The organism is Pseudomonas sp. NY11955 (assembly GCF_048068035.1).
In the GTDB taxonomy this organism is placed as follows: domain Bacteria; phylum Pseudomonadota; class Gammaproteobacteria; order Pseudomonadales; family Pseudomonadaceae; genus Aquipseudomonas.
Genome location: NZ_JBLUPS010000020.1, coordinates 81,400 through 93,858 on the forward strand (window position 1 = coordinate 81,400; position 12,459 = coordinate 93,858).

Below are 12,459 nucleotides of genomic sequence, written 5' to 3' on the forward strand. Positions count from 1 at the left end.
GCGGGCACGCCCGCTCCCACAGTGACACCACAATATCAAAGGTGGATCAATGACCGATCAACCCCTGGCCCTGACCGTCGAACAAGGGCTACACGCCGAGCAGGAACTGCTGGCCGCCGTCTGCCGTGGCGAATGTGGCAGCGGCGTGCTGTTCTGGCGCCCGACCGACCATGCCCTGGTCATGCCTCGGCGCATGAGCCGGTTGGACAACTTCGAGGCCGCCTGCGCGGAACTGGCGATTGCCGGTTGGCCAGTATTGTTGCGCGAAACCGGCGGTGAGCCGGTGCCGCAGTCGCATTCGACGGTGAACGTTGCACTGGTCTATGCCGCCCCGCGCAGTGAAGGCGACCACGGTCGCATCGAAAATGCCTACGAACGGTTGTGCCTGCCGCTGTGCGATGTACTGCGCGAGTGGGGCGGGGTGGCGTCGGTGGGGGAAATCGACGGCGCCTTTTGCGATGGCCGCTACAACGTCAACCTCAATGGCCGCAAACTGGTGGGCACAGCCCAGCGCTGGCGCCAGGGCTTGGGTGGCAAGCGCCCGGTGGTGCTGGTGCACGGGGCGCTGCTGCTGGACAACGAGCGTGAGTCGATGGTGGCGGCGGTCAACCGCTTCAACGAGTGCTGCGAACTGGAACAACGCTGCCGCGCCGATGCGCACATTGCCTTGCATGAAGTGGCGCCCGCGGCGCCGTGGTTCGAGCGGCTTTCACAGGCTTACGCCAAGGTACTGGCGGAGTTGCCCAAGGACTAGCGGGTACCGTAGACCACCATGGTCTTGCCTTTGACCTGCACCAGGCTGCGTTCCTCGAGGTCCTTGAGGACGCGGCCGACCATTTCCCGCGAACAGCCGACGATACGGCCGATTTCCTGACGGGTAATCTTGATCTGCATGCCGTCGGGGTGGGTCATGGCATCGGGCTGTTTGCACAACTCCAGCAGGCAGCGGGCAACCCGCCCGGTCACGTCAAAAAATGCCAGGTCGCCGACTTTACGCGTAGTGTTGCGCAGGCGCTGGGCCATTTGGCTGCCCAGGGCGTAGAGGATTTCCGGGTCCTGGCGCGCCAGTTCGCGAAACTTCTCGTAGCTGATTTCGGCCACTTCGCATTCGGTCTTGGCGCGTACCCAGGCACTGCGCTGCTGTTCGCCTTCAACCGGCTCGAACAAGCCCAGCTCGCCAAAGAAATCGCCATTGTTGAGGTAGGCGATGATCATTTCATGGCCGTCGTCGTCCTCGATGAGGATGGTGACCGAACCCTTGATGATGAACGACAGTGTCTCGGCCCGGTCACCGGCGCAGATGATGTTGCTTTTGGCGGTGTAGCGACGGCGCTGGCAGTGCACCAGCAGTTTGTCGATGTTCTTGATCTTGGCGGGTAGGGCGGAGGCAACCATCACGAAATCCTGTTCGATACGAGGCAAAGGCTTTTTTTTGAGGTTGGCTGACGGAAAGCGCCAGTCATTTGGCGCCAGCTTATCAGACACTAGCGGATGTTTCGGTATTAAACCGACACGTCTCGTGCTTTTCCCACAGGCGCACAAGGTCTAAGCTGACACCCTTTTTCGAAAATCAGGAGTCCGGGTAGATGAAGGCACGTATCCAGTGGGCCGGTGAAGCAATGTTCCTCGGCGAATCGGGGAGCGGCCATGTCGTCGTGATGGACGGCCCGCCCGAGGCCGGCGGTCGCAACCTGGGTGTGCGCCCGATGGAAATGCTGCTGCTGGGCCTGGGTGGCTGCAGCAGCTTTGACGTGGTGAGCATTCTGAAGAAGTCGCGCCAGGCGGTGGAAAGCTGCGAGGCCTTCCTGGAGGCGGAGCGCGCCAGCGAAGACCCGAAAGTCTTCACCAAGATTCACATGAACTTCGTGGTGAAAGGGCGTGCGCTGAAAGAAGCACAGGTCAAGCGTGCGGTGGAGCTGTCGGCAGAGAAGTACTGCTCGGCTTCGATCATGCTGGAGCGTGCCGGGGTTGAGATTACCCATGGGTATGAAATCGTAGAGTTGGCCTGAAACTGAGGTTCTGGGGCTATTTCGCTCCGTTGCAGGCCAGCGCCGTACCTGTAGGCGCTGGCTTGCCTGCGATGGGCTGCGAAGCAGCCCCGGCAATTTCAGCTCCGAAGCGCTGGCAGTGCAGCCCGCACCCACCCTGGCAACCATCCCCGCAACACTTGGCTCAACCGCTCCCGCCGTTTCTGATAAACCAACCCCAGCCCGATAACCCCCAGCCCGATCAAGGTCACCACCACCGGGAACAGCAGCGACTCGGCAAACACCTCGTACGACAGGTAGCCCAGGTAAGCCGCCACCCCCAGCGCACCAAACACCATGAACACCGGCCGGCGTAACAGCACCGCCATGCCCATCAGTGCAATGTTGACCAGGCAGTACATGGCCTTGCCCAACTCACTGCCGCTATCCAGCAGCGTCAACCCGCCCCAGAATGCCGCCAGCCCGGCCAGGTAGCCCCAGCGGGCATAGTCTTCGCGTGTGCGGCCATCTATCACAAGGAACACCACCAGCAAGCCAAGCCCGAACCACAGCGAGACCTGGCGGCGTTGCTCCCAGCTGAACGGCGAGCCGAAGAACCACTCGCTCAGGTCCATCGACATGAACCACAAGGCCACGGCTATCGGCATGACCACGAACGGGTAGGGGATTAGCCGCAGCATCAACAGCCCGGCAAGCACCGTGGCGGCTTCCATCGCCAGCCAGCCGCCCTGCACGTAGGTGTAGTACTGGTGGTAGTTGGCCTGGGCGTCGTCCAGTGGCCACCAGCCTGCCAGGCGTTCGATGGCGAACACTGCCAGTGGCACGATGCTGACCGCGACAGCCGCCAGCACCCCGGCGGCGACTGGCTGGGCGCGGCGCTGCAGGTTGAGGGCGAACAAGGTGATCAGCAGGATATACAGGCTGGCGATGATCAATAGCGCGCCGTCACCGATGCTCATCCAGGCTTGGGTGAGCAACCAGCCCATGGCTGCCATGATCAGCATGGCGCCAAAGTAGAACGCCACATGGGCCAGCTGAAAGCTGCCGCGTGGTGCCGGCTGCTGGCGCAGGAATGCCAACAGGCTCTGGTCCTGGCCTGGCTGGAGAATGCCGGCTTGCACGGCGCGCGCCAGGTCCTTGGCGTCGAAACGGTCCGTCATGGCGATGCCTTCAGATGCGGTAGGTGCTCTTGGTCATGACCTTGGCCAGCAAGCTCATGCCAAAGCGGACCGGGGCCGGGAAGCGATAGCCACCGGCTTCCAGTGCGGACTCGGCGTGCTGCTCTTCGTCGATGCGCATTTGCTCGAGAATGGCCCGGGACTTTTCATCTGCCTGCGGGATCTGCTCCAGGTGTTCGTCGAGGTGCTTGCACACCTGGTGCTCGGTGGCGGCGACGAAGCCCAGGCTGACCTTGTCGCTGACCAGCCCGGCGAGTGCGCCGATGCCGAAGGACATGCCGTAGAACAGGGGGTTGAGCACGCTCGGGTGGCTGTTCAACTGGCGAATGCGCTGTTCGCACCAGGCCAGGTGGTCCACTTCTTCCTCGGCGGCATGCTCCATGGCCTTGCGCACTTCGGGCAGCTTGGCGGTCAGGGCTTGGCCCTGGTACAGCGCCTGGGCGCAGACTTCGCCGGTGTGGTTGATACGCATCAGCCCGGCAATGTGGCGGCTCTGTTGCTCGTCCAGATCGGCGTCTGGCTGGATGATGGCCGGCGATGGCCGGGCGGGTTGGCCGCTGAAGGGCAGCAAGGTGCGCATGGCGGTATCGGCCTGCAGCAACAAGCGGTCGAGCGGCGAGTAGTGACGTTCGGTAGCCATCGGGCACCTCCGCAAGAATGTGCCCGACAGTTTACCGCAATAGCGGCGGGGTCGCTTGCCGTGGATCAGCCCGGTGGCCAGTTCATCTGGCGCTGGCCAAGCACGTGCATATGGATGTGGTAGACGGTTTGGCCGCCTTTCGGGTTGCAGTTCATGACCACGCGGAAACCTTCCTCGCAGCCTTGCTCGACAGCCAGGCGCTGGGCGGTGAACAAGATGTGGCCAGCCAGGGCCTTGTCTTCTTCGGTCAGGTCATTGAGGGTACGGATGTGCTTTTTCGGAATGACCAGAAAATGTACCGGCGCCGCGGGTGCAATGTCCTTGAAGGCCAGGATCTGGTCGTCTTCGTAGATGATATCCGCCGGGATTTCCCGGTTGATGATTTTGAGGAATAGATCGTCCACAGCACTTGCTCCATGGTGAGGGTCGGGCCGAGTGTACTCAGCCGTGCGCCGCTCGCCCAGTGGCTATTCCATGCCAACTGGGCAATAGCGGCGGTGGATGGCCCCGGCCAGCTTGCGCACCAGCCAGCGCGGCAGTAGGCGGGGGGCGAACGCCAGCCAGCGGTTGCGCCGGCCGGGCATGATCAGCGCGCGGTTCTTGTCCAGTGCGCGCACGGTGTACAGCGCCACTTCCTCGGGGCTGAGGCAGCGCGGCTTGCCATCGAGCCGCGCAATGCGCCGGCGCGTCGAGCGCACTGGGCCGGGGCACAGTACCGAAACCTTGATGCCGGTGCGCTTGAGCTCCTCGCGCAGGGCTTGGGAAAAGCTCAACACGTAGGCCTTGCTGGCGGCATAGGCGGCCATCCACGGGCCGGGTGCCACGCCAGCCAGACCGGCGACGTTGAGGATCTGCCCGCCACCCTGTACGGCCATCAGGTTACCGATGGCGTGGCACAGGCGGCTCAGGGCCAGCACGTTGACTTCCAGCAGGTCTTGCTCGTCGGCCCACTCATGGGCCAGGAACGGCCCGTAGGTGCGTAAACCCGCGCAGTTGACCAGCAGGTCGATGCGCCGTTCGCCTTCTTCCAGCTCCAGCACGAAGCCTGAAAGGCGCAGCGGCTGGCTGAGATCACAGGCGCGGAACAGCACCTCGACACCGAAACGCTGGGTCAACTCGATGGCTACAGGTTCCAGGGTTTCCCGCTGGCGTGCCACCAGGATCAGGTTGCGCCCGCGCCGTGCCAGCGCTTCCGCCAGGGCCAGGCCCAGGCCGCTGGAAGCACCGGTGATCATGGCGTAACGGGTCATGCAAGGCTCCTGGGGACGGAAGAGGGCGCCTAGTGTACAGCTTGCCCAAGCAAGGTGTTGCCTTTTGCTACAAGGTGCGGGCGCGCAAAACCTGGCAGCGTTCCAGGGCTTCCCGGTACTCGCTATGCAGCCGTTCGATCAATGCGCAGGCGTCGGGCAGGTCGTGAATTGCGCCGACCCCCTGGCCCGCTGACCATACGGTCTTCCACGCTTTGGCTTCGTCATCGATCGGCTTGAGCTTGCCTTGCTCATGGCCCCCCTTCAGGGTGTTCATGTCATAGCCGGCCTGCTCGAGGCTTGGGCGCAGGAAGCTGGCGGGAATGCCGGAGACCGCTGGCGTGTGGATGATGTCGGCGGCATGGGCATCCAGCAGCATCTGTTTGTAGGCGTCCTGGGCTTGGCTTTGCGCGGTGGCGATGAACCGCGTGCCCATGTACGCCAGGTCGGCGCCCAGCAGTTGCGCGGCCAGGATCTCATGGCCGTGGTTGATGCAGCCGGCCAGTAGCAAGGTTTTGTCGAAGAACTGGCGAATTTCCGCAGCCAGGGCGAACGGGCTCCAGGTGCCGGCATGGCCACCCGCGCCTGCGGCGACGGCGATCAGGCCATCGACACCCGCTGCGGCGGCCTTCTCGGCATGGCGGCGGGTGGTGACATCGTGGAACACCAGGCCACCGTAGCCGTGCACGGCATCGACCACTTCCTTTGCCGCGCCCAGGCTGGTGATGACGATCGGTACGCGGTGTTCCACGCACAAGGCCAGGTCGGCCTGCAGGCGTGGGTTGGTCGGGTGGACGATCAGGTTGACGGCGTAGGGCGCTGGTGCCTGCAGTTGGGCCAGGCCTGCCTCGATCTCTTCCAGCCAGGCCCTGAAACCGGCGCTGTCGCGCTGATTTAGGGCCGGGAAACTGCCGACCACGCCGCTGGCGCAGCAGGCCAGCACCAGTTGGGGGTTGGAGATGAGGAACATCGGCGCGGCAACCACGGGCAGCCGCAGGCGTTGTTCGAGCGAGGCAGGTAACGACATGGCAAGGCTCCTTGAGCGGGTGGCTATGTCAGAACGGTTTGACCACCACCAGAATTACGATACCCAGCAGGAACAGCACGGGCACTTCGTTGAACCAGCGATAGTAGACGTGGCTGCGGGTGTTGGTGTTGCTGGCGAAGCGCTTGCGCTGGGCGCCACACACGTGATGGTAGCCGGTCAGCAGGATCACCAGGGTGAGCTTGGCATGCAGCCAGCCTTGGCTAAGCCAGCCGGGGGTGAGGTACAGCATCCAGGCACCGAACACGTAGGTGGCGATCATTGCCGGGTTCATGATGCCGCGGTACAGCTTGCGTTCCATGGTCACGAAGCGGTCCTGGCTGACGCTGTCCTGGCTCTGGGCGTGGTAGACGAACAGCCGCGGCAGGTAGAACAGGCCGGCGAACCAGCAGACCACGCTGACGATGTGCAGCGCTTTGATCCATAGGTAAAGCATGGAGGGAGTTCCTTCAGGTAATCACGGTCGTCAGATAGTAGTGGTCAAGCGCCCGAAGGGTCACCCGAAGAGTTGTTACAGGCGCCCTGCGCCCCTATTATCGTGCGCTTTCCAGACGGCTCGTTGATAAGGGGCAAGCGTTATGATCAAGGTCGGTATCGTCGGCGGCACGGGTTACACCGGCGTCGAACTGTTGCGTCTGCTGGCACAGCATCCACAGGCCGAAGTGGCGGTCATCACTTCGCGCTCCGAGGCGGGCGTGGCGGTGGCGGACATGTACCCGAACCTGCGCGGGCACTATGACGGGCTGGCGTTCAGTGTGCCGGACAGCAAGACACTGGCTGCCTGCGATGTGGTGTTCTTCGCCACCCCGCATGGTGTGGCCCACGCCTTGGCTGGTGAGCTGCTGGCGGCAGGCACCAAGGTAATCGACCTGTCGGCTGACTTCCGCTTGCAGGATGCCGTCGAGTGGGGCAAGTGGTACGGTCAGCCGCACGGCGCGCCAGAATTGCTCAAGGACGCGGTGTATGGCTTGCCTGAAGTCAACCGCGAGAAGATCCGCCAAGCGCGCCTGATCGCTGTGCCGGGTTGCTACCCGACCGCTACCCAGCTGGGTTTCCTGCCGCTGCTGGAAGCGGGCCTGGCCGATCCCTCGCGCCTGATCGCCGACTGCAAGTCGGGTGTCAGCGGTGCTGGCCGTGGCGCGGCTGTGGGCTCGCTGTTCTGCGAAGCCGGCGAAAGCATGAAGGCCTACGCGGTCAAGGGCCATCGTCACCTGCCGGAGATCAGCCAGGGCCTGCGCCTGGCCGCGGGCAAGGATATCGGCCTGACCTTCGTGCCGCACCTGACGCCGATGATCCGTGGTATCCACGCCACCCTGTACGCGAATGTCGTCGATACCTCGGTCGACCTTCAGGCGCTGTTTGAAAAGCGCTACGCCGATGAACCGTTCGTCGACGTGATGCCAGCTGGCAGCCACCCGGAAACCCGCAGCGTGCGCGGTGCCAACGTCTGTCGCATTGCCGTTCATCGCCCGCAAGGCGGTGACCTGGTGGTGGTGCTGTCGGTCATCGACAACCTGGTCAAGGGCGCCTCCGGCCAGGCGGTACAGAACCTCAACATCCTGTTCGGCCTGGATGAACGCATGGGCCTGTCCCATGCCGGCTTGCTGCCGTAAGCAGCCAGCGTTGGAGAAAGGCCCGCGTCGTGCGGGCCTTTTTGCATGTCGCGACTAAAGCCGCACAATTCTTGACCGATTTTCTCGGGAAAGCGGATAATGCGCGTCATCGAGTTTTATGGCGGCTACCGCGCCGGGAGAATCAACATGAGCGTCGAAACCTTCACCCCTACCGGCCTGGAATTTACCCATGGGGCAGCCCAGAAGGTGAAGAACCTGGTCAATGAGGAAGGCAATGAACGTCTGAAACTGCGGGTGTTCGTGACCGGTGGCGGTTGCTCGGGCTTCCAGTACGGCTTCACCTTCGATGAGGACGTGGCCGAAGACGACACCATCGTCGAGCGCGAGGGCGTTTCCCTGGTGGTCGACCCGATGAGCTTCCAGTACCTGGCCGGCGCCGAAGTGGACTACCAGGAAGGCCTGGAAGGTTCGCGCTTCGTGATCAAGAACCCGAATGCCGCCACCACCTGTGGTTGCGGGTCGTCGTTCTCGATCTAAGGCCTGGCCAAAACGAAAACGCCGCGCAATTGCGCGGCGTTTTGCTTTCTGGCGTAGTGGTTATGCCGGGTAGATCGCGCCCAGTACGCGCAGCCCCTTGGCTGCAGTGACGCTGGGGCGGTTGGCGGCGATGCCTTCCAGGCAGCAGTGCGCCAGCCAGGCAAAGGCCATGGCTTCGACCCAGTCCGGGTCCACGCCATGGGCACCAGTGCTGGCCACGCGGGCCTTGGGCAACAGCTGGCCGAGGCGGGTCATCAGTGCACCGTTACGGGCGCCACCGCCACATACCAGCAGCGCTTCGGTGCCTTGCTGGGCATTGCTCAGCGAGTCGATGATGCTGCGAGCTGTCAGTTCCAGCAGTGTCGCCTGTACGTCTTCGTCGCGGTAAGTGGGCAGGCGGGCCAGGTGGCCATCCAGCCAAGGCAGGTTGAACACTTCGCGGCCGGTGCTCTTCGGGCCGCTGCCGGCGAAGAACGGGTCGGCGAGCAATGCGCTGAGCAGACCCGCCTGTACCACCCCAGAGGCTGCCCAGGCACCATCGGCATCGTAGGCCTGAGCACGTTTGCGCTCGATCCAGGCGTCCAGCAGCACGTTACCGGGGCCGCAGTCGAAACCGTGGACCGGTTTGTCTTGTTCGATCAGGCTCAGGTTGCTGAAGCCGCCCACGTTCAGAATTGCCAGGCGCTGGCCAAGGTGGCTGAACAGGGTTTGGTGGAAGGCCGGCACCAGCGGCGCGCCTTGGCCACCGGCTGCCACATCGCGGCGGCGGAAGTCGGCGACCACACTGATGCCGGTAAGCTCGGCGAGCAGCGCCGGGTTGCCGATCTGCACGGTAAAACCGCGTGCCGGTTCGTGGCGGATGGTCTGGCCGTGGCTGCCGATGGCGCGGATGGCGTCAGCCTGCAGGCCCTGGCGGGCCAGCAACTGGCGGATACCTTCGCCCGCCAGGCTGGCCCAGCGGTTTTCCGCCAGCGCCGCGCGCGCGATCTCGTCGGGGCCGCTGCTGCACAGGGCAAGCAACTCCTGGCGCAAATCGCCGGGCATGGGCAGGTAATGCGTGGCGAGCAGCTCAAGCTGCTCGCCTTGCTTGATCAGGGCGATGTCCAGGCCGTCGAGGCTGGTGCCGGACATCACCCCCAGGTAGAGCGCCATGGCTTAGCGCTTGTTCGCTGCGAGCAGGGTGGCCTTTTCCTGATCCATACGGGCAATCAGTGGCTGGCTCTGCTGCAGGAAGCGCTGGCGCTCGTTCTTGGCGATCGGGTCGGCCATCGGTACCTTCTGGCTCAGCGGGTCGACGTGCACACCGTTGACCTGGAACTCGTAGTGCAGGTGCGGGCCGGTGGACAGGCCGGTAGTGCCGATGTAGCCAATGATCTGGCCCTGCTTGACCGTGCTGCCGGTCTTGATGCCCTTGGCAAAGCCCTGCATATGGCCGTACAGCGTCTTGTAGCGGTTGCCGTGCTGGATGATCACGGTATTGCCGTAGCCGCCACGGCGCCCGGCCAGTTCGATACGGCCGTCACCGGCAGCCTTGATCGGGGTGCCGCGCGGGGCTGCGTAGTCCACGCCTTTGTGGGCGCGGATCTTGTTCAGGATCGGGTGCTTGCGGCCGGCGGAAAAGCGCGAGCTGATGCGGGCGAAGTCGACCGGGGTACGGATGAACGCCTTGCGCAGGCTGTTGCCGTCAGCGGTGTAGTAGGTACTGTTGCCCTGCTTGTTGGTATAGCGCACGGCGGTGTAGGTTTTACCGCGGTTGGTAAAGCGGGCGGACAGGATGTTGCCGGTGCCGACGACCTTGCCGTCCATCACCTTCTGCTCGTAGACCACGTCGAACTCGTCACCCGGACGAATATCCTGGGCGAAGTCGATGTCGTAGCCCAGCACACGGGCCATGTCCATGGTCATGCTGTGTGACAGGCCGGCGCGCTGGGCCGAAGCCGACAGAGAGCTCTTGATGACGCCGTGGGCATAGGCGGTACGCACCACTGGCTTGCTGATTTCACGGTTGAAGGTGTAGCCCTTGGCGGTCTTGGTCAGGCGAATGGTTTCGAGGTTGCTGACCTTGCTGTGCAGGCTGGCCAGTTGGCCATCCTTGTCGAGTTCGAACTGCAGCACCTGGCCGTGCTTGAGCTGGCTGAACTGCTTGGCCTGCTTGTTGGCCGCCAGCAAGTCATGCACAGCATTGGCCGGCAGGCCAACTTTGGCGAACAGGGTGGAGAGTGTATCGCCACGGGCTACGGTGACTTCGCGGTGGCCAGGCGCCTTGGCCGCTTCGGCGACCGGTTCGACGGCGGGGGGCTGCTGTTCGGCTTTCTGGGTTTCGGGGGCAGTCTCTTCGATTTGGGCGAAAGGCGAGCCTTGCTCACCTTCGGCTTGCACCAGGGGCGCTGCGCGAGATTCGTCTTTCAACTGCTCGGCAGGGCTTTCCAGCTCGAGGTTGAGGGTGGTTTTCTTGGCTTCCACTTCGCTGGAGGGAAATACCAGCAAAGCCAGGCTGAGCAGGGCGGCGATGCCGCTGGCGGCCAACAGATGGCTCTTCGGATAAAGCGGGGGCGCTTTAGGCGGTTCGTTGGTCATGGGCAAGGTGACTTTGAAAAAGGTGAAATGGAAAAGATGAATGACATGATGAAGATGAAATAACTGTATAAAATATAACCAAATCCATTTTCACGCAAGGGCGCGTAGACGCCGCAAACCCGTGTTCGGGTCACATTCCTTTGCGAAACTTGTAATTGACGGCCGATCTTGTATGGTTGGCTCCCCCTGAATCTGAGCCTTGCGGGTTTGTCTATGAAGTCGGTTGAAGAGCAGCTGGCGCTTATCAAGCGCGGTGCGGAAGAAGTATTGGTCGAGTCGGAACTGGTGGAGAAGCTCAAGCGCGGCCAACCTCTGCGTATCAAGGCCGGCTTCGACCCGACCGCACCAGACCTGCACCTGGGTCACACGGTGCTGATCAACAAGCTGCGCCAGTTCCAGGAGCTGGGCCATCAGGTCATCTTCCTTATAGGTGACTTCACCGGCATGATCGGCGACCCCAGTGGCAAGAGCGCGACGCGCCCGCCGTTGACGCGCGAGCAGGTGCTGGATAACGCAGAGACCTACAAGCAGCAGGTGTTCAAGATCCTCGACCCGGCCAAGACCGAAGTCGCGTTCAACTCCACCTGGATGGATAAGCTGACTCCGGCCGACTTCATTCGCCTGGCGTCGCAGTACACCGTGGCGCGCATGCTTGAGCGCGACGACTTCGACAAGCGCTACACCACCAACCAGCCGATTGCCATCCACGAGTTCCTCTACCCGCTGGTGCAGGGCTACGATTCGGTGGCGCTGAAGGCGGACGTCGAGCTGGGTGGTACCGATCAGAAGTTCAACCTGCTGATGGGGCGCGAGCTGCAGCGCGCCTATGGCCAGGAAGCGCAGAACATCGTGACCATGCCGCTGCTCGAAGGGCTCGATGGCGTGAAGAAGATGTCCAAGTCGCTGGGTAACTATGTCGGTATCCAGGAGGCGCCAGGGGTGATGTACAGCAAGCTGGTGTCGATCCCGGATACCTTGATGTGGCGCTATTTCGAGCTGCTGAGCTTCCGCTCGATGGAAGAGATCGAGCAGTTCCGGGTTGATGTCGCCAATGGCGCGAACCCGCGCGATATCAAGATCAAGCTGGCGGAAGAGATCGTGGCGCGCTTCCACGGTGAAGAGGCTGCCGCCAATGCTCACCGTGCTGCGGGTAACCGTATGAAGGAGGGCGAGCTGCCAGAAGACCTGCCGGAAATCGAAGTGGCTGCGTCGGAAGACCTGCCGATTGCTGCGGTGTTGAACCGGGCTGGCCTGGTGAAGAACTCAGCGCAGGCGCGGGACTTGCTGAGTGGCGGTGCGGTGAAGGTTGATGGCGCGGTAGTCGACAAGGACTTCATGTTTGTCCTTGGCGCTACTCATGTGTGCCAGGCGGGGAAGAAGTCGTTTGGCCGGGTTACCCTGAAGGCGGAGTGATTGCCGGGTGGTGTAGCTATATAGAAGCGGGGAGGCCGGTAGGCCTCCCCGCTTTGTTTTTGGGGGGTGTTGCTGTTGTGGGTGTCGGGGTGGCTATGGGCTTGCCTTGGGATGGCATTGGTTGTGAAAGGTGCCTGCCTTTGTTGTTGTGGCGCCTATGAGATCGAGCGCCGCCCGCGCGGCGCATCGCGAGCTTTGCTCGCTCCTACGTTTGTTTCGGGCCAGTGTTGCCTGTGCCATTTGCGCGCGACCGCCTTGTT

The 12,459-nt window shown here is 62.9% G+C and carries 14 protein-coding genes; 5 read left to right on the top strand and 9 right to left on the bottom strand.

The genetic code is table 11. The features are described 5' to 3' along the window. Window positions 1-49: 49 nt before the first annotated feature. The gene (locus ACNFBR_RS26310; protein ID WP_416737437.1) at window positions 50-754 is read left to right on the top strand and encodes a lipoate--protein ligase family protein; all 705 of its coding nucleotides are present in this window, start codon (window positions 50-52) and stop codon (window positions 752-754) included. Here ACNFBR_RS26310 and crp read toward each other — a convergent pair. Next, window positions 751-1,395, bottom strand: coding sequence for a cAMP-activated global transcriptional regulator CRP (gene crp / locus ACNFBR_RS26315; protein ID WP_012270218.1), 645 nt, complete (start codon window positions 1,393-1,395; stop codon window positions 751-753). The genes ACNFBR_RS26310 and crp overlap by 4 nt on opposite strands. A 191-nt stretch (window positions 1,396-1,586) precedes the next feature. Between crp and ACNFBR_RS26320 the strand changes: the two genes are divergently transcribed. Further along, entirely contained in the window at window positions 1,587-2,009 is a 423-nt protein-coding gene (locus tag ACNFBR_RS26320) for an OsmC family protein (protein WP_416737438.1), read from the top strand. A 98-nt stretch (window positions 2,010-2,107) separates the two neighbouring features. Here the strand turns inward: ACNFBR_RS26320 and ACNFBR_RS26325 are convergent, their stop codons facing one another. The 6 genes from ACNFBR_RS26325 to hemJ all read right to left on the bottom strand — a co-directional run bounded on the left by ACNFBR_RS26325 (window position 2,108) and on the right by hemJ (window position 6,534). Continuing rightward, entirely contained in the window at window positions 2,108-3,148 is a 1,041-nt protein-coding gene (locus tag ACNFBR_RS26325; RefSeq protein WP_416737439.1) for a DUF2157 domain-containing protein, read from the bottom strand. Window positions 3,149-3,158: 10 nt separating this feature from the next. Then, on the bottom strand, window positions 3,159-3,806 hold the full coding sequence (coq7, locus tag ACNFBR_RS26330) for a 2-polyprenyl-3-methyl-6-methoxy-1,4-benzoquinone monooxygenase (protein ID WP_416737440.1): 648 nt from the start codon (window positions 3,804-3,806) through the stop codon (window positions 3,159-3,161). A gap of 65 nt (window positions 3,807-3,871) precedes the next feature. Further along, window positions 3,872-4,210: a histidine triad nucleotide-binding protein gene (locus ACNFBR_RS26335; RefSeq protein ID WP_003255518.1), complete on the bottom strand. Its 339-nt coding sequence runs from the start codon at window positions 4,208-4,210 to the stop codon at window positions 3,872-3,874. 63 nt (window positions 4,211-4,273) lie between these two features. Continuing rightward, window positions 4,274-5,056 (bottom strand): SDR family NAD(P)-dependent oxidoreductase, encoded by a 783-nt coding sequence (locus ACNFBR_RS26340; RefSeq protein ID WP_416737441.1) that lies wholly within the window; start codon window positions 5,054-5,056, stop codon window positions 4,274-4,276. A gap of 67 nt (window positions 5,057-5,123) precedes the next feature. Then, complete coding sequence (locus ACNFBR_RS26345; RefSeq protein WP_416737442.1) at window positions 5,124-6,080, bottom strand: NAD(P)H-dependent flavin oxidoreductase; 957 nt, start codon at window positions 6,078-6,080, stop codon at window positions 5,124-5,126. Between the two features lie 28 nt (window positions 6,081-6,108). Continuing rightward, window positions 6,109-6,534, bottom strand: a complete 426-nt coding sequence (hemJ, locus tag ACNFBR_RS26350; protein WP_416737443.1) for a protoporphyrinogen oxidase HemJ — start codon at window positions 6,532-6,534, stop codon at window positions 6,109-6,111. Between the two features lie 142 nt (window positions 6,535-6,676). Between hemJ and argC the strand changes: the two genes are divergently transcribed. Together argC and erpA are read left to right on the top strand one after the other, a co-directional pair. Then, entirely contained in the window at window positions 6,677-7,711 is a 1,035-nt protein-coding gene (gene argC, locus ACNFBR_RS26355; RefSeq protein WP_416737444.1) for an N-acetyl-gamma-glutamyl-phosphate reductase, read from the top strand. Window positions 7,712-7,858: 147 nt separating this feature from the next. Continuing rightward, window positions 7,859-8,209, top strand: a complete 351-nt coding sequence (gene erpA, locus ACNFBR_RS26360; protein ID WP_003255511.1) for an iron-sulfur cluster insertion protein ErpA — start codon at window positions 7,859-7,861, stop codon at window positions 8,207-8,209. Window positions 8,210-8,269: 60 nt separating this feature from the next. Here erpA and ACNFBR_RS26365 read toward each other — a convergent pair whose 3' ends face one another. Both ACNFBR_RS26365 and ACNFBR_RS26370 read right to left on the bottom strand, forming a co-directional pair. Continuing rightward, entirely contained in the window at window positions 8,270-9,361 is a 1,092-nt protein-coding gene (locus ACNFBR_RS26365; RefSeq protein WP_416737445.1) for an anhydro-N-acetylmuramic acid kinase, read from the bottom strand. A gap of 3 nt (window positions 9,362-9,364) precedes the next feature. After that, the gene (locus ACNFBR_RS26370; protein WP_416737446.1) at window positions 9,365-10,786 is read right to left on the bottom strand and encodes a peptidoglycan DD-metalloendopeptidase family protein; all 1,422 of its coding nucleotides are present in this window, start codon (window positions 10,784-10,786) and stop codon (window positions 9,365-9,367) included. A gap of 213 nt (window positions 10,787-10,999) precedes the next feature. On the opposite strand from ACNFBR_RS26370, the gene tyrS reads away from it, so the two are divergent. Next, the gene (gene tyrS / locus ACNFBR_RS26375) at window positions 11,000-12,199 is read left to right on the top strand and encodes a tyrosine--tRNA ligase (protein WP_416737447.1); all 1,200 of its coding nucleotides are present in this window, start codon (window positions 11,000-11,002) and stop codon (window positions 12,197-12,199) included. Window positions 12,200-12,459: the final 260 nt, after the last annotated feature.